Source organism: Streptomyces sp. NPDC026246 (assembly GCF_055567995.1).
The window spans coordinates 602,520-622,397 of sequence record NZ_JBVHPJ010000002.1 but is presented as its reverse complement, the minus strand read 5'-3'; the positions used below and the strand labels follow the sequence as shown (position 1 = coordinate 622,397).

Sequence of the window (19,878 nt, the reverse complement as noted above, 5' to 3'; positions counted from 1 at the left end):
GAGCGAGGCCGATACCGCACCGAGGTGGCTCCCCGGCGGCCGCAGATCTGACGCCCCGCCCCCACCCCGGGTTCCCCCCGGGCGCCCGATCCCGGAAAGTCGAAACGCACGAGACCCGGGTGACACCGGTGACGCCGGCACCGCACGGATCGGGACGGGCCCGTCTCCCCATGGGGAAACGGGCCCGGGTGTGTGTCGAGGTGGCGGTCAGGCGTCCGGGTCCGCCGTGCGGCGGCGCACGGCGAACACCGCGCCGGCGCCGAGCACGAGCGCCGCGCCGGCCCCGAGGGCGACCGTGGGCAGGGCGTCGCTCGAACCGGTCGCGGCGAGCGATCCGGTGGTGTTGCCGCTGGTTCCGGTCACCGGGGTGGTGGAGGAGCCGCCCTGCTGGGTCGTGCCGCCGGTCCCGCCCGGGGTGTCCTTGGTGCCGCCGGTCGTGCCGGTGCCGTCGGTCCCGCCCGGGGCGCCGGCCTTGGCGGCGATGCGGAAGTCGTGCTGGTCGAGGTCGGGGTAACCGCCGCAGGTGCCGTCCTCGTTGGCGTACTGGGCCGACGTGTAGACGGCACCCTGCCCGGCCGGGACGTCCGCGTCGACCTTCAGCCGCAGCTTGACGTCGAGCGATGCCTTCGGCTTCAGGGCGCCGACGGGCGTCGCGTCCAGCAGGTCCATGTCGCGCCACGTGGGATCCGCGGCCGTGGACCACTCCAGCTCGAGGTGGGAGTCGAGCTTGTCGAGGCCCTTGTCGTCGAAGGCGTGGACGGCCGCGTACGGGTACACCTCGTCCATCGCCTCGCCCGTGCCGTTGGTGAGGTGCAGGGTGAACTTGTGCGTGGTCCCGCCGACGACCTTGTCCGGCAGCCCGGTGACGACGGCGGTGAGCCGGGGCTCGGGCACGCAGCCGGCGTCCGGCTCCTCCTCGTCCTTGGCGTCCGCCAGCGCCTTCTTCGCGTCGTCCAGCTTCGTCTTGGCCTCGTCCCGCGCCTTCTGGAGGAGTCCGATCTTGCGGACCTGGGCGACGCGGGCGTCGTCGTGGGCGGTGCGGGCCTCGGCGGCCTTGGTGTCGGCGGCCGTCTTGGCCTCCGCGGCCTCCCGGGCGGTCTTCTCGGCCTCGTCCAGCGCGGTCTGCGCCGTGGCCTTCTCCTCGTCGGTGGTGGCGGCGTCCAGCTCGGCCCGGGCGTCCACGACCGCCTGGTCCGCCTCGGTCTTGGCCTTGGCGGCGGCCTCGGCGGCCTTCTTGGTCTCGATGACCGCGGCCTTCGTCGGGTACGTCTCCGCTTCCAGGCCCTCTTCGAGGAACGTGATGGCCCCGCGCACCGCTACGACAGCGGTGTCGTACTCCTTCTGGGCCAGTTCGACGGCCTGCCTGAGCTCTTCGAGCGTCGGCTCCGACTCCTGCGTCCGCGTGGCCGGCTTCTCGTCGGCGAGGGCGGGCGCGGCCGAGAGGAGGACGACCGGAGCGGTCACGGCTGCGGCGACTGCGGTCGCGAGAACACGGCGAATCTTCAAAAGGGGACCCCTGGTCGCAGTGGTGGGAGAAGTGCGCTGGGCGTCGCTCCTGCGGAGTGCTCACGCGGTGCGCCGCCCGGGTGATCGTATGACCTGCACGATCAAGGTCACAGGCGGTTTTCCGCCGCTCTGCGCAGCCAGCCTCCCCGACGGCGGAACAAAGGCTGCTTAAGGGACAGTTGCCCGCGGAAGCCCCCTTTCTCTGTGATCCATGTCATCACCGGGGACGGTTCCGCCGCCCCGGGAACGCGTGCCGCCCGGTCACCCCGGGCAGCCGTCAGGTGGAGTCACTCGGTGTGCTCGGTGAACCTCGCCGCCGTCTCCGCCAGGACCTCGAACCCGTCCCGGGCCCACAACCCGTCGTTGAACAGCTCCACTTCGATCGGTCCCGCGTACCCCGCCGCCTCCACGTGGCCCTGCCACTCGCGCATGTCGATCGCTCCGTCGCCGATCTGCCCGCGGCCGTTGAGGACGCCCTCGGGCAGCGGGGTCGTCCAGTCGGCGAGCTGGAAGGTGTGGATACGGCCGCCCGCCCCGGCCCGGGCGATCTGCCCGGGAGCGGTGTCGTCCCACCAGACGTGGTACGTGTCGACCGTGACGCCGACCTGCCGCGCCGGGAAGCGTTCGGCGAGGTCCAGGGCCTGGGCCAGTGTCGACACCACGCAGCGGTCGGAGGCGAACATGGGGTGCAGCGGCTCGATCGCCAGGCGCACCCCGTGCCGCTCGGCGTACGGGCCCAGTTCCGCCAGGGCCTGCGCGATGCGCTCCCGCGCCCCGCGCAGGTCCTTGGAGCCGGCGGGGAGACCGCCCGAGACCAGCACCAGCGTGTCCGTGCCCAGGGCCGCCGCCTCGTCGACCGCCCGGCGGTTGTCGGCCAGCGCCCGCGCCCGCTCCCGCGGGTCGATCGCCGTGAGGAAGCCGCCCCGGCACAGCGTCGTCACCGACAGGCCGGCGTCCCGCACCAGCTTCGCCGTGGCCTCCAGCCCGTGCGCGCGCACCGGCTCCCGCCACAGGCCGACGTGCCCGATGCCCAACCGGGCGCAGCCGTCGACGAGTTCCGGCAGCGACAGCTGCTTCACCGTCATCTGGTTGACGGAGAGGCGCTCCAGCGACGCGCTCACTGTTCCACCCCGTACACGCCCAGCAGTGCCCTCATGCGCTCCTCCGCGAGCTTCGGATCGGGGAACAGGCCGAGTCCGTCGGCGAGTTCGTAGGCCCGCGCCAGGTGCGGCAGCGAGCGGGCCGACTGCAGACCGCCGACCATCGTGAAGTGCGCCTGGTGGCCCGCCAGCCACGCCAGGAACACCACGCCCGTCTTGTAGAAGCGGGTGGGGGCCCGGAACAGGTGCCGGGAGAGCCCGACCGTGGGGTCGAGGAGGTCCCGGAAGCCCCGGGTGTCACCGGTGTCCAGGACCCGGACGGCCTCGGCCGCCAGTGGGCCCAGCGGGTCGAAGATGCCCAGCAGGGCGTGGCTGAAGCCCTGTTCGTCCCCCGCGATCAGCTCCGGATAGTGGAAGTCGTCGCCCGTGTAACAGCGCACGCCCCGCGGCAGGCGCCGGCGGAGGTCGATCTCGCGCTGGGCGTCCAGCAGGGAGACCTTGACGCCGTCGACCTTGTCGGGGTGGGCGGCGATGACGTCCAGGAAGGTGTGCGTGGCCGCGTCCAGGTCCGTCGCGCCCCAGTAACCCTCCAGCGCGGGGTCGAACATGGGGCCGAGCCAGTGCAGGATCACCGGCTCCGACGCCTGGCGCAGCAGATGCCCGTAGACCTCCAGGTAGTCCTCCGGGCCCCGGGCGACCGCGGCCAGCGCCCGGGAGGCCATCACAATGGCCTGCGCGCCGGACTCCTCCACGACGGCGAGCTGTTCCTCGTACGCGGCCCGGATCCCGGCCAGGCCGTACGGCCGGCCGGAGTCGGTGACCGGCAGCTGGTCGGTGCCCACACCGCAGGCGATCAGACCGCCGGCTGCCTTCGCCTCGGCCGCCGACCGGCGGATCAGCTCCGCCGCGGCCGCCCAGTCCAGGCCCATCCCGCGCTGCGCGGTGTCCATCGCCTCGGCCACGCCCAGCCCGTGCGACCACAGGTGGCGGCGGAAGGCGAGGGTGGCGTCCCAGTCGACGGCGGCGGGCGAGCCCGGCGAGACGTCGGCGTACGGATCGGCGACGACGTGCGCGGCCGAGAAGACCGTACGGGAGGTGAAGGGCGTGCCGGGAGCCGTGGTCAGCGGCTCGGAGCGGGGCTCGTAGGCGCGCGACGCCCCGCCGGGGCCCGGGAGCCGGATCGTCACAGCGAGATCTCCGGTACGTCGAGACGGCGGCCCTCGGCCGAGGAGCGCAGGCCCAGCTCGGCGAGCTGGACACCGCGCGCGCCGGCCAGCAGGTCCCAGTGGTAGGGAGCGTCCGCGTAGACGTGCTTGAGGAACAGTTCCCACTGGGCCTTGAAGCCGTTGTCGAACTCACCGTTGTCCGGGACCTCCTGCCACTGGTCGCGGAAGACCTCCGTGGCCGGGACGTCCGGGTTCCACACCGGCTTCGGGGTGGCGCTGCGGTGCTGGGCCCGGCAGGTGCGCAGCCCGGCCACCGCCGAGCCCTCGGTGCCGTCGACCTGGAACTCCACCAGCTCGTCGCGGTGGACGCGCACGGCCCAGGAGGAGTTGATCTGCGCGATCGCCCCGCCCTCCAGCTCGAAGATGCCGTAGGCGGCGTCGTCGGCGGTGGCGTCGTAGGGCTTGCCGTTCTCGTCCCAGCGCTGCGGGATGTGCGTGGCGGTGAGGGCCTGCACCGACCTCACCCGGCCGAACAGCTCGTGCAGCACGTACTCCCAGTGCGGGAACATGTCGACGACGATGCCGCCGCCGTCCTGCGCCCGGTAGTTCCACGACGGCCGCTGCGCCGCCTGCCAGTCGCCCTCGAAGACCCAGTAGCCGAACTCGCCGCGCACGGACAGGATCCGGCCGAAGAAGCCGCCGTCGATCAGGCGCTTCAGCTTCAGCAGGCCCGGCAGGAAGAGCTTGTCCTGGACCACGCCGTGCTTGACGCCGGCCTCCGTCGCGAGCCGGGCGAGGTCCAGGGCGCCGGTGAGGCCCGTCGCGGTCGGCTTCTCGGTGTAGACGTGCTTGCCGGCGGCGATGGCCTTCGTCAGGGCCTCCTCGCGGGCGGAGGTGACCTGGGCGTCGAAGTAGACCTCCACCGAGGGGTCGGCCAGGACCGCGTCCACGTCCGTCGACCAGTGCTCCAGGCCGTGCCGCTCGGCCAGTGCCCGCAGCGCGTGCTCGCGGCGGCCGACCAGGACCGGCTCGGGCCACAGCACGGTGCCGTCGCCGAGGTCGAGTCCGCCCTGCTCGCGCAGGGCGAGGAGGGAGCGCACCAGGTGCTGGCGGTAGCCCATGCGCCCGGTCACGCCGTTCATGGCGATTCGCACCGTCTTGCGTGTCACGTCGTTCCCTTCGTACGCGGACGCCGCGCCGCGTGCGCCCCACCCGTCACCGGCGACCCCCGGGGAGGCGTCCGGAACTGGTGAACGTTGCAGCAAGCGCTTTCTATGCACACAGAAACTAGCCTCTGGCGGCGGTCCCGACAAGACCGTGACCATCACGAGTTGTTCGAGGGGGCGAACAACCCGGGGCCGGGGGCTTAAGGTCTGGTCGGAACCGCGGCCACGGGTGTGGGCGTGGACGAGGGCGGACACGAGATGCGCGACCGGAGGACGACGAGATGACGGTGACCCTGGCGGACGTGGCGGCCCGCGCGCAGGTCTCGCCCGCGACGGTGTCGCGCGTGCTGAACGGGAACTATCCCGTGGCCGCCTCCACCAGGGAGCGGGTGCTCAAGGCCGTCGACGAGCTGGACTACGTGCTCAACGGGCCCGCCAGCGCCCTGGCCGCCGCCACCTCCGACCTGGTCGGCATCCTGGTCAACGACATCGCCGACCCCTTCTTCGGCATCATGGCGAGCGCCATCCAGGCCGAGATCGGCGGGCCGGGCGGCCGCGCGGGCGGGGAGCGGCTGGCGGTGGTCTGCAACACCGGTGGCTCCCCGGAGCGCGAGCTGACCTATCTGACGCTGCTGCAGCGGCAGCGGGCGGCGGCCGTGGTGCTGACCGGCGGCGCCATCGAGGACCCGGTCCACCAGGCGGCCATGGACGCGAAGGTGCGCAAGCTGATCGAGGCCGGGACCCGGGTGGTGCTGTGCGGGCGCCCGCCGGCGCCGGACACCGGGGCGATCGCGCTGACCTTCGACAACCGCGGGGGCGGACAGGAGCTCACCGAGCACCTGATCGGGCTCGGCCACCGGCGGCTGGGGTACATCGCGGGACCGCAGGAACGGACGACGACCCGCCACCGTCTGGAGGGCCACCGGGCCGCGCTCGCCGCGCACGGCATCGAGGAGGACCCCCGCTGGACCGTGCACGGGCGCTACGACCGGCGCTCCGGGTACGAGGCGACGCTGGAGCTGCTGCGGCGCGACCCGTCGCTGACGGCGGTCGTCGCGGCGAACGACTCCGTCGCACTGGGGGCGTGCGCCGCGCTGCGCGACTCGGGGCTGCGCATCCCCGAGGACGTGTCGGTGGCCGGCTTCGACGACCTGCCCTTCAGCATCGACGCGGTGCCCTCGCTGACGACGGTCCGGCTGCCGCTGGCGGAAGCGGGTGCCCGGGCCGGACGTGTGGCGATGGGCCGGGAGGAGGCGCCGCCCGGGGGGATCGCCTCGGTGCGGGGCGAGTTGATGGTCCGGGGTTCCTCCGCAGTGCCGCGCACGTCGTGAGGGGATGCCGCCCCCGGGCCCTCGCAACGGCTCCCGAAGGCGGCATCCCCGGCCGTCGGCGGGCTGCTGTGTGACGCACACCTCAGACGCTTCCCCGCCCGGGGGATCGCCCTTCTCCCCGGCCAGGGGTGATCGTGAGGGCATGGCGGAAGAGCGTGCCGGGAGCGCCGGCCCGGAAGAGGCCCTGGAAGTGCGGGCATTCTGGGAGCGGCTCGGCCTGCCCGGGCTCGTCGACGTGCACACCCACTTCATGCCCGAGCGCGTCCTGCGCAAGGTCTGGGACTACTTCGCCGCCAACGGTCCCCTGGTCGGCGGCCTGGAGTGGCCGATCACCTACCGGCACGAGGAAGCCGAACGGACCGCGCTGCTGCGGGAGTTCGGTGTCCGGGCGTTCACCGCGATGCTCTACCCGCACAAACCCGGCATGGCCCGGTGGCTGAACGGCTGGGCCGCTCGGTTCGCCCGGGACACGCCCGACTGCCTGCACACCGCCACCCTCTACCCCGACCCGGACGTCGAGCGTTACGTCCGCGAGGCCGTCGAGGCGGGCGCGCGGGTGTTCAAGGCACATGTGCAGGTCGGTGCCTACGATCCGGCCGACGAGCGGCTGGAGCGGGCGTGGGGACTGCTCGCCGAGGCCCGGATCCCCGTGGTGATGCACTGCGGCTCCGGCCCCGCACCCGGCAAGCACACCGGCCCCGAGCCGGTCGCCCGGGTGCTCGCCCGGCACCCGCGGCTGCGGCTGATCGTCGCGCACATGGGCATGCCCGAGTACGAGGACTTCCTGGACCTCGCCGAGCGGTACGCCGAGGTCCGGCTGGACACCACCATGTCGTTCACGGACTTCTCCGAGCGGCTCGCGCCGTTCCCGCGCCGGGCCCTGCCCCGGCTCGCCGCACTCGGCGACCGTGTCCTGCTCGGCTCCGACTTCCCCAACATTCCCTATCCGTACCTGCACCAACTGCACGCCCTGGAACGGCTCGGGCTCGGTACGCGGTGGCTGCGCGCGGTGTGCCACGACAACGCGGCGGAGCTCTTCGGGCTGGACGGCGGGCGGGCGGGGTCGTGACGGCGGCCGGCTTCTGCGTCCTGCGCGCCGCGGCGATGAGTTTCGCCTGGCGCGCCGGTCTGCACTCCCGTCGTCACCCGTGACCGGATCCTTCCGAGGAAGCGAAAGTGAGTCCCATGCGTATCGTCATCACCGAGTTCATCAGCCTCGACGGCGTCGTGCAGGCCCCGGGCGGCCCGCAGGAGGACACCGACGGGGGCTTCACCCACGGCGGCTGGTCGCACCCGTACTTCGACGCGGAGGTGCTCGGCGGCGCCTTCGACGCCGGCCTGGGCAGAGCGCAGGCCCTGCTCTTCGGGCGGCGCACCTATCTGACGATGGCGGCGGCGTGGCCCGAGCGGGCCGGCGACCCCTTCGCCGACCGGATGAACTCCCTCAAGAAGTACGTCGTCTCCAGCACCCTGGAGCAGTCCGACCTGACCTGGAACAACTCCTCGCTGATCCCCGGCGACCGGGCCGTCGACCGCATCCGGGAGCTGCGCGCCGCCGAGGGCGGCGAGATCGCCATGATGGGCAGCCCCACCCTGGTCCGGACCCTGCTGTCCGAGGGCCTGGTCGACGAGCTGCAGCTGGCCGTCATGCCGGTCCTCCTCGGCGGCGGCAAGACGATCTTCCCCACGGACGGCGCCAAGCACCCGATGGAGCTCGTCTCCACGGTCACCGGCAAGACCGGCGTCCAGCTCTGCGTCTACCGCCCGGCCGCCACCGAGGGCTAGAGCCCGCCGTTCGGATCATCCCGGCGTCACGGGGCCCGGCCCGCCCATCCGCGGCCTGACCGGCCAGGACCGGCGGCGGATCCATCCGCAACACCCGGGGCGTGAAGGGGAATCGCGTGCGGGGATCGCGGGTAGTGTCCGTCCACATGAAGCTCGCGTTCTCCACCCTCGGTGTCCCCGGCCTGCCGCTGCCCGACGTCCTGCGGCTCGCGACCACCCACGGCTACCACGGAGTGGAGCTGCGCACCCATCCCGAGGAGCCGGTGCACCTCGGCCTCGACCCGGACCGGCGGGCCGAGGTGGCGGCCGAGTTCAAGGGTGCGGGTGTGGAGCTCCTCGGACTGGCCGGCTACGTGGGCGTCGCCGCGCCCGGCGACGACGGCCCCGTCCTGGCCGAGGTCAGGGCCCTGCTCGACCTGGCCCGCGACCTCGGCGCCCCGTACGTACGGGTCCTCCCCGGGGGCGACCCGCAGGCCCAGACGCCCGAGGAGGCCGACGCGACGGCCGCCCGCCGCCTGGGCACCGCCGCCGAGTACGCCACCGACCTCGGCGTGCGCATCCTGCTGGAGACCCACGACACCCACCGCACCGGCGCCGACGCGATGCGCGTCCTCGGCCTGGTCGGCCACCGGCAGGTCGGCGCCCTGTGGGACGTCATGCACACCTGGCTCGGCGGCGAGCAGCCCTCCGAGTCCTACATGGCCCTCGCCCCGCACCTCGGCTACGTCCAGGTCAAGGACATCGCCTCGGCCGAGGACACCACGCCCCTGCCCCTCGGCCGGGGCGTCCTCCCGCTGGCCGACTGCGTGGAGGTCCTCTCCCGCCACGGCTGGGACGGCTGGCTGTGCTGGGAGTACGAGAAGCGCTGGCACGAGGACGCGGCACCGCTGCCCGACCTGCTGGAAGCGGGCCGCGACCACCTCAACCGCCTGCTGAACGACTCGGCCTGACGCACCCGGCGGCGCCCGGCGGGGGTGCCGCCGCACAGGCGCGAGGAAAAATTCTCGTTCCGGCGTGCAACCCTTCGCCGCCTCCGCGGGTCGTACCCGGTGTCAGGACCTCTGGGGGGATTCCGGGGGGGGGGATCGAGGGAGTTCCTGACGGGAGGGGAAACGCCGAGGGGACCCGGTCGACGGACCGGGTCCCCTCGAAACGTATCCGGGGCTCAGGGGCGCGCAGGACCTCAGAAGAAGACGCCGCAGCGCAGCAGCACGTTCGCGTACGGCCGCGCCTCGCCCGTGCGGACGATCAGCCGGGACCGGGACGACAGTTCCTTGAGACGCTCGTGCGGGACGAGGTCCAGCGCGGGGAAGTGCCGCTCCAGCAGCGCCGCCGCCCGCGGGTTCGCCCCCCGGATCTCCTCCGCGGCCGTCGCCCCCTCGACCACCAGCTCCGCGAGCAGTCCTTCCAGCACCTCCGCGAACGCCGGCACCCCGGCCCGGAACGCCAGGTCCACCACGCGCGGGCCGTCGGGGATGGGCATGCCCGCGTCGCACACCAGCACCCCGTCGCCGTGGCCCAGAGCGGCCAGCGCGCCCGCGAGGTGGCGGTTGAGTATCCCGCTCCTCTTCACGCGGACCCGCCCCGCGACGCGATCTCCGCCGCCGTCGGGAAGGACGCCTGCGCGCCCTCCTTCAGTACCGTCGCCGCCCCGACCCGCGCCGCGTAGGCCGCCGCGTCCGCGAGGGACTCGCCCGCACCCAGCCGGCAGGCCAGGGCGGCCGTGAAGGCGTCCCCGGCGCCGGTCGTGTCCACGGCCTCCACCTGCACGGACGGGACCCGCGCGACCCCCTGCGCCGATGCCACCAGCGCGCCCTCGGCTCCGAGCGTCACCACCACCGACCTCGGGCCCTTCGCCAGCAGGATCCGCGCCCAGTCCTCGGGGGCGTCCCCTACGGCCGCACCACCCAGGATCACCTTCGCCTCGTGCTCGTTGACGATCAGCGGGTCGCAGGCCGCCAGCACCTCCTGGGGGAGGGGCCGCGGCGGCGAGGGGTTGAGGACGAAACGGCTCCCCGGCGCCAGGTTCCGCACGACCTCCACCACCGACTCCAGCGGAATCTCCAGCTGCGCCGAGACCACCCGGGAACCCTGGAACAGGCACCCGGCGGCCCGCACGTCCCCGGGGGTGAGACGGCCGTTCGCGCCCGGGGAGACGACGATGCTGTTGTCCCCGGACGGGTCGACCGTGATCAGCGCGACCCCGGTCGGCGCGCCGCCCACCAGGACCCCCACCGTGTCGACCCCGGCCTCCCGCTGCGAGTCCAGCAGCAGCCGGCCGTGCGCGTCGTCGCCGACCCGGGCCAGCAGGGCCGTGCGGGCGCCGAGCCGGGCGGCGGCGACCGCCTGGTTCGCGCCCTTGCCGCCCGGGTGGACGGCCAGGTCGGAGCCGAGCACGGTCTCGCCCGCGCCGGGCCGGCGCTCCACTCCGATCACCAGGTCGGCGTTGGCCGACCCCACGACCAGCAGGTCGTAGTCGTACATGTGTCGTCTCCCCATGTGAGTGACATGGGCGGGCGGTTCGCACGCCGTGTGCGACCGCCCGCCGTTCCCCGCCGTCAGCCGCTGAAGCCCGCCACGTTCTCCTTCGTGACCACCTTCACCGGCACCTTCACCGTCTGCTCGACCTTCTTGTCCCGGAGCGCCTTCAGGGCGTTGTCGACGGCGATCTTCCCGAGCTGGGAGGGCTGCTGCGCCACCGACGCGTACAGCGTGCCGCCCTCGACCGCCTTCAGCCCGTCAGGCGTGCCGTCGAAGCCCACCACCGAGACCGACCTGCCGGCCTTGGACCCCAGCGCCTTGATCGCGCCCAGGGCCATCTCGTCGTTCGCGGCGATGACGCCCCGCACGTCCGGGTGGGCCTGCAGCAGGTTCGACATCACGTCGAGGCCCTTGGTGCGGTCGAAGTCGGCGGGCTGCTGGGCGACGACCTGGATGCCGGGGAAGGACTTGAGGCCGTTCGCGAAGCCCTGGGCGCGCTCGCGGGCCGCGGAGGTGCCCGCCTGGCCCTGGAGGATCACGATCTTGCCCTTGCCGCCCAGCTTGTCCGCGATGGTCTTCGCGGCGAGTTCGCCGCCGGCGACGTTGTCGGAGGCGACCAGGGTGTCCACCGCCGCGTCGTTGACGGTGCGGTCCACGGCGACGACCGGGATGTCCGCCTTGCCGGCGGCCTTCACGGAGTTGCTCGCCGCGTCGGAGTCCACCGGGTTGACGATGATCGCGTCCAGCTTGGAGCTGGTGAAGTTCTGCAGCTGGTTGGCCTGCTGGGAGGCGTCGTTCTGGGCGTCGGTGACGGTCAGGTCGACGCCGCGCTTCTTCGCCTCGGCCTGGGCGCCCGCCCGGATCTGCACGAAGAACGGGTTGTTGAGCGTGGACAGCGACAGGCCCATCTTCGGCTTGTCCGAGGAGGAGCCGTTGTGCAGGAACGAGGTGGCGCCGACGATCGCGACCGTGACGACGGCCGCCAGCGCGTACGTCGCCGCCTGCCTGCCCTTGGGGCCGCCGGCCCCGGCCGCCACCGGGGTCGCCCCCGCCTTGCGCCGCAGCGTGTCGAACAGCACCGCCAGCGCGATGACGACGCCGATGACGACCTGCTGCCAGAACGCCGAGACGTTCAGCAGGTTCAGCCCGTTGCGCAGCACGGCCAGGATCAGCGCGCCGACGAGCGTCCCGGAGGCCTTGCCCGTACCGCCCGCCAGTGAGGCGCCGCCGATGACGACCGCGGCGATGGCGTCCAGCTCGTAGCCGTCGGCGGCCTGGGGCTGCGCGGAGGAGAGGCGGGCGGCCAGGACGACGCCGGCGACGGCCGCGAAGACACCCGAGAAGGCGTAGATGGCGAGCTTCTGCCGCTTCACGCGCAGCCCCGACAGCCGCGCGGCCTCCTCGTTGCCGCCGATGGCGTACATGGAGCGGCCGATGTAGGTCCGGCCGAGCACGAACGCGGCGATCAGGCCCATCACGATCATCACCAGGACCGGCACCGGCAGCCAGCCGCCGAGCGTGTCGCCTAGGTGGGAGACCGAGTCGGGGAAGGCGATCGGGGAGCCCTCGGAGATGACCAGGGACAGACCGCGCGCCACGGACAGCATGGCCAGGGTGGCGATGAACGGCGGCAGCTTGCCGTAGGAGATCAGGATGCCGTTGACCAGGCCGCAGACGATGCCCGTCGCTATCGCGAGCAGCACGGCGAGGAAGACCGGGACCCCCGCCGAGGTGGCACTCCAGGCGAGGACCGTCGCGGACAGCGCGGCGACCGAGCCGACCGACAGGTCGATGCCCGCCGAGACGATCACGAACGTCACACCGAAGGCGAGGACGGCCGTCACGGCCGCCTGGACGCCGACGTTGAGCAGGTTGTCCGCCGTCAGGAAGTCGCCGGACAGCGCCGACATCGCGATGACGAGGACGATGAGCGCGGTGAGTGCGCCGTTGTCGAGCAGGAGACGGCGCAGGCCGCCGGGGGCGCCACCCGCGCCCGTCGTGCTCTTGAGCGTGTCAGTGGCCACCGGAGGCCTCCGTTCCGGTCGTTGTCGTGGACGTGGACGTTGTCGTGGACGGGGTCGCCGTGGGGGTGCTGACGGCGAGGGCCATCACGGCGTCCTGGGTCGCCTCGTCGGCGGCGAGTTCACCGGCGATCCGGCCCTGGGCCATCACCAGCACCCGGTCGCTCATGCCGAGCACCTCGGGCAGGTCGCTGGAGATCATCAGGACGGCCGCGCCGGCGGCGGTGAGTTCGTTGACGAGCTGGTAGATCTCGACCTTGGCGCCGACGTCGATGCCGCGCGTCGGCTCGTCGAGGATCAGCACCTTGGTCTCGGCGAGCAGCCACTTGCCGATGACGACCTTCTGCTGGTTGCCGCCGGACAGCGTGCGCACCTGCTGGCCGAGGCCCGCCATCCGCACGCCCAGCTGTCCGGCGATCCGCTCGGCGGCCGCGCGCTGCCCCTTGAGGTCGACGAGTCCGCCACGCGTGGCCGACCGCAACGTCACCAGGCCGAGGTTCTCCTCCACGGAGGCGTCCAGCACCAGGCCCTGGCCCTTGCGGTCCTCGGGCACGAGCCCGATGCCGGCGGTCATCGCCGCGTTCACGTCGTGCTTGGCCACCGGCGCCCCGGACACCTTCACGCTGCCCTTGTCGTACGAGTCGGCCCCGAAGACCGCCCGGACGACCTCGGTGCGTCCGGCGCCGACCAGACCGGCGATGCCGACGACCTCACCGGCGTGCACCTCGAAGCCGACGTCGTGGAAGACGCCGTCGCGGGTGAGCCCCTCGACGGTCAGCAGCGCGGGGCCGCGACCGGCCCGCTCGCGCGGGTACTGCTGCTCGATGGAACGCCCCACCATGAGCCGGACGAGTTCGTCCTCGGGCGTGGAGGCGGGCACCTGGCCGACGCTCCTGCCGTCCCGGATCACGGTGACCCGGTCGCCGAGCGCGGCGATCTCCTCCAGGTGGTGCGTGATGAAGACGATCCCGACGCCGTCCTCGCGCAGCGAGCGCACGATCGCGAAGAGCCTGTCGACCTCCTCGGAGGTGAGCACCGCCGTCGGCTCGTCCATGATGAGCACGCGCGTGTCCAGGCTGAGTGCCTTGGCGATCTCGACCATCTGCAGACGCGCGATGCCGAGTTCGCGGACCCGGGCGCGCGGCGAGACGTCCACGCCGACCCGCTTCAGCAGGACCTCGGCGTCGGCCTCCATCCGCTTGCGGTCGATCATGCCGAGGCGGCGCGGCTGGCGGCCCAGGAAGATGTTCTCGGCGACGGTGAGGTCCGGAACCAGGTTGAACTCCTGGTAGATGGTGGCGATCCCGAGCCGCTCGGAGTCCTGCGCACCCTGGATGCGTGTCTCCTCGCCGCCGACCAGGATCCGCCCGGCGTCGGGCGTGTAGGCACCGGAGAGCATCTTGATGAGGGTGCTCTTGCCGGCGCCGTTCTCACCGAGCAGCACGTGCACCTCGCCCCGGCGCAGGTCGAAGTCGACGCCGTCCAGCGCCACCACGCCCGGGAAGGTCTTGCGTATGCCCTCGATGCGCAGCAACTCGTCCGCGTTGCTCACGACGTGCTCCTTTGCACTGGGGTGGGGTTCTCGCCGCACGAGCGGCGCACGACGAGACGGGCGGGAAGAGTGACGGACTCCCCGGCCCGCCCCTCGATGCGGTCGACCAGGGCCCGTACGGCGGCCCGGCCCAGCTCGCCCGTCGGCTGGGCGATCGCCGTGATCGGCGGATCGGTGTGCACGAACCACGGGATGTCGTCGAAGGCGGCCAGCGCGAGGTCGTCCGGCACGCGCAGACCACGCGCGCGTACGGCGTCCAGCGCGCCCAGCGCCATCAGGTTGTCGGCCGCGAACACGACCTCCGGCGGCTCGGCCAGGTCGAGGAAGCCCTCGGTGACCCGCCGTCCGCTCTCGGCCTGGAAGTCGCCCTGCCCTATGTGGGTGCCGGGCAGGTCGAGTCCGAAGGCGGCGAGCGCCTCCCGGAAGGCGGCCACCCGCTCCTGCCCGGTCGTGGTCGCCGCCGGGCCCGCGATGATCGCCAGCCGCCGGTGGCCGAGCCCGTGCAGATGCGCCACGAGATCCCGTACGGCGCCGCGCCCGTCGGCCCGGACGACCGGCACGTCCACGCCCGGGATCCACCGGTCGACGAACACCATGGGCGTCCCGGCCCGCGCGGCGTCCAGCATCAGCGGGGAGCCGCCGTCGGTGGGCGAGACCAGCAGGCCGTCGATCCGCCGGTCCAGCAGGGTGCGGACGTGGTGGTCCTGGAGGTCGGGGCGCTCGTCGGCGTTTCCGATGATCACGCTGTAGCCGAGCGCGCGGGCCTCCTCCTCGACGGAGCGGGCCAGCTCGGTGAAGTACGGGTTCAGCACGTCGCTGATGACCAGGCCGAGGGTGCGGGTCTGGTCGGTGCGCAGCGACCGGGCGACGGCGTTCGGGCGGTAGCCCAGGGCCTCGACGGCCGCCAGCACGCGGGCGCGTGCCTCGGCGCTGACCGACGGGTGGTCGTTCAGGACGCGCGAGACCGTGGCGACGGAGACGCCGGCCTCGGCAGCGACGTCCTTGATGCTGGCCACCGCCGCTCCACCTCCTTGTGGATCAGTCGGGTGAGCACCTCGCGGCACTCGTGGAATCGATTACATCGACGGGTGCATGGAATCGATTACACGGCGGGGAGGCAAGACCCCTCGGTCCCTCTTGACCGGATCGTGATGTCGCGGAGCCGGCCGGGGCGGGTGAGGGTGGAGGTGCGTGGGGCCCGCGGGGAGGGCTCGTGGAGCAGCGGTGGGGCGGGGGCGGCGGCGGGCGCCGGAACCGGCGTCCGGGCCGCCGATGAGTTCCGGCGGCCCGGGCGGTCCATGTCTCGTCGACCACAGGAGGAACGCTGTGTCCCAGTTGCTGCGCGTGCAGAACTTCAACGTCTCGAGCGACGGCTTCGGCGCCGGGGAGAACCAGAGCCTGGAGCGGCCCTTCGGCCACGCCGACCCGGGGAAGATGTTCGCCTGGGCCCTGGCCACGGCCAACTGGCCGAACCGCACCGAGCCGGGCGGCAGTCGCGGCCTCGACGACTACCTCGTCCGCGATTTCAAGAACAACATCGGCGCCGAGATCATGGGCCGCAACAAGTTCAGCCCGCACCGCGGCCCGTGGCAGGACCACGAGTGGCAGGGCTGGTGGGGCGACGAACCACCCTTCCACACCCCGGTGTTCGTCATGACCCACCACGAGCGCCCCTCGTTCACGCTCTCCGACACCACGTTCCACTTCGTCTCGGGCGAACCCGCCGAGGTCCTCCGGCAGGCGCGCGAGGCGGCCGGCGGCAAGGACGTCCGGCTCGGCGGCGGGGCGACCGTCGTCCGGGAGTTCCTGGACGCCGACCTGGTGGACACCCTGCACGTGACGGTCTCCCCGGACATCGTCCTCGGGTCCGGCTCACGGCTGTGGGAGTCCCCGGAGGAGTTGCTCGACCGCTTCCACCGCGATGTGGTGCCGAGTCCCAGCGGGGTCGTGCATCACCTGTTCTGGCGCAGGTGACGGCCGCGCGGGTGCCCTCGCCGCCCCGGTCAGACCGTCTTGCCCCAGTCCAGGCGGTCGGCCAGCCCGGCGGCGGCGAAGGCGGCTTCCAGGTGGTCGCGGCCCTCGGTGAAGTGGGCCCAGCTGTCGTAGTGGACGGGCACGACGCGGCGGGCGCCGAGGACGCGCGTGGCCTCCGCGGCCATGGCGCTGTCCAGCACGATGACCCGGTTGTCGAAGAGGACGGGGAAGCGGGGCGCCCCGGCGAAGAGGACGGCGGTGTCGACGGGGCCGAAGCGCTCGGCGATCTCGCGGACCGCGTCGAGGGAGGCATTGTCGCCGCTGACGTAGACGGTGGGCAGGCCCTCGCCGGTCAGCACGAAGCCGACGACCTGCCCGGTGACCGCCTCGACCTCCTCGCGGGTGCCGGGCCCGTGCAGCGCCGGGACGCCGGTGACGGTCACGGTGCCGCCCCCGGGCCGGTCCAGCTCGACGGACTCCCAGTCGGCCAGGCCCCGGGCCCGCTCGCCCAGGGTCTCGCCCAGGCGCTTGCCGCCGCCGGGCGTGGTCAGGGTCAGCGGGACGCCGGCGAGCAGGGCGCGGCCGGAGACGTCGAGGTTGTCGGGGTGCTCGTCGTGGGAGAGGAGCACCACGTCGACGCGCCCGAGATCGTCGGGGGAGGCGGCGGAAGGTGCCGTCTTGGTCAGGAACCTGGCCTCGCCCCGGGGGTAGTCGCCGGGGGCGTCGAAGGTCGGGTCGGTCAGGAAGCGCAGCCCGCCGTACTCGAAGAGGGCGGTGGGGCCGCCGAAGACGCGCACGACGAGGTCGCCGGTGGGCACGGACGTGGAGGACATGCAGCACCTCACGGATAGGCGTGGTGGAACCGTGAGAAGACCGTAGCCCTTTCTCACGGATGGCGGCAAGCCTTACCATGAGAACCATGGAGGAGCCCGTGTCCGAGCAGCCCGTCCCCCCGCCCGCCCAGGGCGAGGAGGAGCACCCGTCCCTCGCCCTCGCCAACAGCGCGATGGCCCTGCCCGGCGGGCACACGATCGATCTCCTGGGCTCGCCCGCGCAGGCCAACCACTGGCTCACCGAGCGCGGCCTCGCGCCGGCCGACGCCGGGATGCGGGAGATGTGCGCGGCGCAACTGCGCTCGCTGCGCGAACAGATCAGATCGCTGTTCGCCGCCCGGGCCGAGGGTCTGCCCGCCCTGCCCGCGGCGGTCGACGCGGTCAACGACGCGATGACCCGCGTACCCACGGCCCCCCTGCTGCGGTGGGACGACAGGACCGGGCCGTACCGCACCGCACCGCACCCCACGACGGCGATCGTCGACCTCGCCGTCGCGACACTCGCCGCCGACGCGGCCGACCTGCTCACGTCCCCGGCGGCGCAGCGCCTCACCGCCTGCGGCTCCCCGCCCTGCAACCGTTTCCTGCTCCGTCACGGCCGCCGCCAGTGGTGCTCCACCCGCTGCGGCGACCGCGCTCGCGCGGCCCGGGCGTACGCCCGCAGAACGGCCGAGGCCTGACCCGGGCGACGGCCCCGGGCCCCTCACCGCCGGGGTGGGCGGAGCCGATCGAGCTCGCTGTCCGCACTCCCGCTGGGGCGCGGTGCTTCGGCGTCCCGATGGGCCGCCGGCCTCTGCTTGCCCTCCCGGGCGGGTCGCCGTCTTGCCCGCCTCTTCCGCGGGCGCCGTGCTGTCCGCTCTCCCGCGCGAGCCGTGCAACTGCCCGGCCTCCCCGGCGGGCCGTGCTGCTGTCCCCCCCCGTGCGGGCCCCCGGCCCTGCTGCCCGCCCCCGGCGGGCCGCGCTCGCCCCCCGCGTGCGGGCCCCCGCCCCTGCTTGGCCTCCCCCCGGGCGGACCGCGCCGCTGTCCGCCCACCCCGTGCGGGCCACCCGCCGCCCGCCTTCCCGCCCGGGACCCCGCCCCTACGCGCCCGGGACCCCGCCCCAACGCGCCCGGGACCCCGCCCCTACGCGCCCTCCCCGGCAGCCGCATCCCGTACGCCCGTCAGGAACGTGCGGATCGCGGCCAGTTCGCGCTCGTCGTAGGAGCGCAGCAGGGTCACGGCGTGGTCGATCAGCGGGCCGAAGTGCTCTTGGCCGAGGGCGACCGCCCGCTCCTCCACCTCCACCACGACCTTCCGCCGGTCGCCGGCGCCCCGCACCCGCCGCACGTGCCCGGCCCGTTCCAGCCGGTCCACGAGTGCCGTGGTCCCCGCCGAGTTCAGGCCGAGCGCGGCACCGAGGCGGCCGGCCGTGGTCTCCTCGCCGGCGCGGGACGCGTCCATCAGGGCGATCAACGCCCGCACGTCCGTCGGATGCAGGCCATGGCGCTGCGCGAACCGGGCGCTGTGCCTGCCCAGTTCGACGGCGACGGCACGCAGTAGATGGACGACCTCCATCCCGGCCCCGGGCCCGGCCGACTGCTCGATCTGCTCGCCGGACATGCCAGCCTCCGTTACCATCTCGCTCAACAAGTATCTCGTCGAGCGAGATAATAGGGGGTCCCGGCTCATGAACGCTCGCGATCCGTACGACATGGACGCTTTCCTCGCCGCCTACGACAAGGTCATGGCCAAGTGGCCGGCCACCCGCGAAGCCCTGACGGTCCCCACGCCCTTCGGCGCGACGCACGTGACGGTGTGCGGCCCCGCCGAGGGACCTCCCCTGCTGCTGCTCCCGGGCGGGGGCGGCGCCACCTCGGCGACCTGGTACCGGCAGGCCGCCGAACTCTCCCGTGTGCACCGGCTGTACGCCGTCGACCTGATCGGCGCGCCGGGACGCAGCGCCGCCGATCCCGAGCGCCGCCCCCGGACGGCCGCCGACCTGTCGGCCTGGCTGGACGCCCTGCTCACGGAGCTGTGCCTGTCAGGGACCGACCTGGCCGGTCACTCGTACGGCGCGTGGATCGCGCTGCACCACGCCCTGCGCGCCCCGGACCGGGTGCGCCGGCTGGTGCTCCTGGACCCGACGAACTGCTTCGCCGGCTTCCGGCCCGCCTACCTGTGGCACGCGCTGCCGACGCTGCTGCGGCCCACGCCCCGCCGGGCGCGCGCCTTCCTGGAGTGGGAGAGCGGCGGCGCCGGCCTGGACCCCGACTGGCTGGCCCTGCAGGAGGCGGCCGCCGGTTTCCCCGCCCAGCGTCCGGTCACCGGACCCCGCCCGGCGCCGGCCGCCCTGCGCGCCCTGGAGCTGCCGGTCCTGCTGCTGCTCGCGGGCGCCGGCCGCACCCACGACCCCGCCGCGGTCACCGCCCGGGCCGAGGCACTGCTGCCGCGGGTCACGACATCCACCCTGCCGGACGTGTCCCACCACGCGCTGCCCCTCGCCGACCCGGCCGTCTGCGGCCGGCGCGTCACCGGCTTCCTCACCCGCCCCAACACCTGAGCCCGTCCGTCGACTTGGAGCGCCGTGCAGCCCCTGCCGCCGGCACCTCCGGTGACCTCTCCACGGCCCCGCGGCCGTCCTCACCGCCGCAGGCTGTAGCTCACCAGCGACGCCCCGACGACCGAGCCGAACGCCGGGGCCAGGAAGAGGGCGAAGGCGTCCCACCCCCATGCGATCCCCGCGCACGCCGCCATGACGTTGACGGCCAGGGCGAGTATCCACAGGGCGACGCTCTGGGCCTGGGGTGACATCGTTCCTCGTCGCGTTCGGGGCCGGGGAGCACGCACCGGGCGGAGCCGGATCGCCCCCGCACCGGAGCCGGAAAGCGGTGCTCTTCCGGGCCGGGGTGCGCTTCGGGGCCGAGCGCCGGACCGGCCGGCCGGGCCGAACCGCCCGTCCTGCACGGCCCGACGAGCGGACCG

General features: G+C 73.5%; 19 protein-coding genes. 7 read left to right on the top strand and 12 right to left on the bottom strand.

Annotated elements, in window-relative coordinates; genetic code table 11:
- Window positions 1-207 precede the first annotated feature (207 nt).
- The 4 genes from ACZ4M5_RS06915 to ACZ4M5_RS06900 all read right to left on the bottom strand — a co-directional run bounded on the left by ACZ4M5_RS06915 (window position 208) and on the right by ACZ4M5_RS06900 (window position 4,941).
- On the bottom strand, window positions 208-1,464 hold the full coding sequence (locus tag ACZ4M5_RS06915) for an LPXTG cell wall anchor domain-containing protein (RefSeq protein WP_467733828.1): 1,257 nt from the start codon (window positions 1,462-1,464) through the stop codon (window positions 208-210).
- 329 nt (window positions 1,465-1,793) lie between these two features.
- On the bottom strand, window positions 1,794-2,591 hold the full coding sequence (locus ACZ4M5_RS06910) for a sugar phosphate isomerase/epimerase family protein (RefSeq protein WP_467734272.1): 798 nt from the start codon (window positions 2,589-2,591) through the stop codon (window positions 1,794-1,796).
- Window positions 2,592-2,623: 32 nt separating this feature from the next.
- Window positions 2,624-3,793: a dihydrodipicolinate synthase family protein gene (locus ACZ4M5_RS06905; protein ID WP_467733826.1), complete on the bottom strand. Its 1,170-nt coding sequence runs from the start codon at window positions 3,791-3,793 to the stop codon at window positions 2,624-2,626.
- On the bottom strand, window positions 3,790-4,941 hold the full coding sequence (locus ACZ4M5_RS06900) for a Gfo/Idh/MocA family protein (protein WP_467733824.1): 1,152 nt from the start codon (window positions 4,939-4,941) through the stop codon (window positions 3,790-3,792). Before ACZ4M5_RS06900 ends, ACZ4M5_RS06905 begins: the two co-directional genes overlap by 4 nt.
- 278 nt (window positions 4,942-5,219) lie before the next feature.
- Here ACZ4M5_RS06900 and ACZ4M5_RS06895 point away from each other — a divergent pair, with 278 nt between their 5' ends.
- The 4 genes from ACZ4M5_RS06895 to ACZ4M5_RS06880 all read left to right on the top strand — a co-directional run bounded on the left by ACZ4M5_RS06895 (window position 5,220) and on the right by ACZ4M5_RS06880 (window position 9,004).
- Complete coding sequence (locus tag ACZ4M5_RS06895) at window positions 5,220-6,269, top strand: LacI family DNA-binding transcriptional regulator (RefSeq protein ID WP_467733822.1); 1,050 nt, start codon at window positions 5,220-5,222, stop codon at window positions 6,267-6,269.
- A 142-nt stretch (window positions 6,270-6,411) separates the two neighbouring features.
- Window positions 6,412-7,338 carry an amidohydrolase family protein gene (locus tag ACZ4M5_RS06890; protein WP_467733820.1) on the top strand — a complete coding sequence of 309 codons (927 nt, stop codon included), beginning with the start codon at window positions 6,412-6,414 and terminating at the stop codon, window positions 7,336-7,338.
- Window positions 7,339-7,454: 116 nt separating this feature from the next.
- On the top strand, window positions 7,455-8,054 hold the full coding sequence (locus tag ACZ4M5_RS06885; protein ID WP_467734270.1) for a dihydrofolate reductase family protein: 600 nt from the start codon (window positions 7,455-7,457) through the stop codon (window positions 8,052-8,054).
- 146 nt (window positions 8,055-8,200) lie between these two features.
- Window positions 8,201-9,004 carry a sugar phosphate isomerase/epimerase family protein gene (locus ACZ4M5_RS06880; protein ID WP_467733818.1) on the top strand — a complete coding sequence of 268 codons (804 nt, stop codon included), beginning with the start codon at window positions 8,201-8,203 and terminating at the stop codon, window positions 9,002-9,004.
- Between the two features lie 233 nt (window positions 9,005-9,237).
- Here the strand turns inward: ACZ4M5_RS06880 and rbsD are convergent, their stop codons facing one another.
- From rbsD to ACZ4M5_RS06855, 5 genes are all read right to left on the bottom strand, one after another.
- Window positions 9,238-9,627, bottom strand: coding sequence for a D-ribose pyranase (gene rbsD / locus ACZ4M5_RS06875; protein WP_369195521.1), 390 nt, complete (start codon window positions 9,625-9,627; stop codon window positions 9,238-9,240).
- Complete coding sequence (locus ACZ4M5_RS06870) at window positions 9,624-10,538, bottom strand: ribokinase (RefSeq protein WP_369195522.1); 915 nt, start codon at window positions 10,536-10,538, stop codon at window positions 9,624-9,626. Before ACZ4M5_RS06870 ends, rbsD begins: the two co-directional genes overlap by 4 nt.
- A gap of 74 nt (window positions 10,539-10,612) precedes the next feature.
- Window positions 10,613-12,559, bottom strand: coding sequence for an ABC transporter permease/substrate-binding protein (locus tag ACZ4M5_RS06865; protein WP_369195523.1), 1,947 nt, complete (start codon window positions 12,557-12,559; stop codon window positions 10,613-10,615).
- Entirely contained in the window at window positions 12,549-14,108 is a 1,560-nt protein-coding gene (locus ACZ4M5_RS06860; protein ID WP_467733814.1) for a sugar ABC transporter ATP-binding protein, read from the bottom strand. Before ACZ4M5_RS06860 ends, ACZ4M5_RS06865 begins: the two co-directional genes overlap by 11 nt.
- Window positions 14,105-15,124 carry a LacI family DNA-binding transcriptional regulator gene (locus tag ACZ4M5_RS06855; protein ID WP_369195525.1) on the bottom strand — a complete coding sequence of 340 codons (1,020 nt, stop codon included), beginning with the start codon at window positions 15,122-15,124 and terminating at the stop codon, window positions 14,105-14,107. Before ACZ4M5_RS06855 ends, ACZ4M5_RS06860 begins: the two co-directional genes overlap by 4 nt.
- 310 nt (window positions 15,125-15,434) lie before the next feature.
- Here ACZ4M5_RS06855 and ACZ4M5_RS06850 point away from each other — a divergent pair, with 310 nt between their 5' ends.
- Complete coding sequence (locus ACZ4M5_RS06850) at window positions 15,435-16,082, top strand: dihydrofolate reductase family protein (RefSeq protein ID WP_467733811.1); 648 nt, start codon at window positions 15,435-15,437, stop codon at window positions 16,080-16,082.
- A gap of 29 nt (window positions 16,083-16,111) precedes the next feature.
- Here ACZ4M5_RS06850 and ACZ4M5_RS06845 read toward each other — a convergent pair whose 3' ends face one another.
- Window positions 16,112-16,915, bottom strand: a complete 804-nt coding sequence (locus ACZ4M5_RS06845) for an MBL fold metallo-hydrolase (RefSeq protein ID WP_467733809.1) — start codon at window positions 16,913-16,915, stop codon at window positions 16,112-16,114.
- A gap of 86 nt (window positions 16,916-17,001) precedes the next feature.
- Here ACZ4M5_RS06845 and ACZ4M5_RS06840 point away from each other — a divergent pair, with 86 nt between their 5' ends.
- Window positions 17,002-17,595: a CGNR zinc finger domain-containing protein gene (locus ACZ4M5_RS06840; RefSeq protein WP_467733807.1), complete on the top strand. Its 594-nt coding sequence runs from the start codon at window positions 17,002-17,004 to the stop codon at window positions 17,593-17,595.
- Window positions 17,596-18,039: 444 nt separating this feature from the next.
- On the opposite strand, the gene ACZ4M5_RS06835 is transcribed toward ACZ4M5_RS06840, so the two are convergent.
- The gene (locus ACZ4M5_RS06835) at window positions 18,040-18,516 is read right to left on the bottom strand and encodes a MarR family winged helix-turn-helix transcriptional regulator (protein ID WP_467733805.1); all 477 of its coding nucleotides are present in this window, start codon (window positions 18,514-18,516) and stop codon (window positions 18,040-18,042) included.
- A 67-nt stretch (window positions 18,517-18,583) separates the two neighbouring features.
- Here ACZ4M5_RS06835 and ACZ4M5_RS06830 point away from each other — a divergent pair, with 67 nt between their 5' ends.
- Entirely contained in the window at window positions 18,584-19,456 is an 873-nt protein-coding gene (locus tag ACZ4M5_RS06830; RefSeq protein WP_467734268.1) for an alpha/beta fold hydrolase, read from the top strand.
- 80 nt (window positions 19,457-19,536) lie between these two features.
- On the opposite strand, the gene ACZ4M5_RS06825 is transcribed toward ACZ4M5_RS06830, so the two are convergent.
- Window positions 19,537-19,707, bottom strand: a complete 171-nt coding sequence (locus ACZ4M5_RS06825; RefSeq protein ID WP_467733803.1) for a hypothetical protein — start codon at window positions 19,705-19,707, stop codon at window positions 19,537-19,539.
- Window positions 19,708-19,878: the final 171 nt, after the last annotated feature.

Coding starts and splice junctions, on each gene's coding strand:
- ACZ4M5_RS06895 (WP_467733822.1), top strand. CDS start 5,220: ATGACGGTGACCCTGGCGGACGTGGCGGCCCGCGCGCAGGTCTCGCCC.
- ACZ4M5_RS06825 (WP_467733803.1), bottom strand. CDS start 19,707: ATGTCACCCCAGGCCCAGAGCGTCGCCCTGTGGATACTCGCCCTGGCC.
- ACZ4M5_RS06910 (WP_467734272.1), bottom strand. CDS start 2,591: ATGACGGTGAAGCAGCTGTCGCTGCCGGAACTCGTCGACGGCTGCGCC.
- ACZ4M5_RS06840 (WP_467733807.1), top strand. CDS start 17,002: ATGGAGGAGCCCGTGTCCGAGCAGCCCGTCCCCCCGCCCGCCCAGGGC.
- ACZ4M5_RS06870 (WP_369195522.1), bottom strand. CDS start 10,538: ATGTACGACTACGACCTGCTGGTCGTGGGGTCGGCCAACGCCGACCTG.
- ACZ4M5_RS06830 (WP_467734268.1), top strand. CDS start 18,584: ATGAACGCTCGCGATCCGTACGACATGGACGCTTTCCTCGCCGCCTAC.
- ACZ4M5_RS06880 (WP_467733818.1), top strand. CDS start 8,201: ATGAAGCTCGCGTTCTCCACCCTCGGTGTCCCCGGCCTGCCGCTGCCC.
- ACZ4M5_RS06890 (WP_467733820.1), top strand. CDS start 6,412: ATGGCGGAAGAGCGTGCCGGGAGCGCCGGCCCGGAAGAGGCCCTGGAA.
- ACZ4M5_RS06885 (WP_467734270.1), top strand. CDS start 7,455: ATGCGTATCGTCATCACCGAGTTCATCAGCCTCGACGGCGTCGTGCAG.
- ACZ4M5_RS06845 (WP_467733809.1), bottom strand. CDS start 16,915: ATGTCCTCCACGTCCGTGCCCACCGGCGACCTCGTCGTGCGCGTCTTC.
- ACZ4M5_RS06835 (WP_467733805.1), bottom strand. CDS start 18,516: ATGTCCGGCGAGCAGATCGAGCAGTCGGCCGGGCCCGGGGCCGGGATG.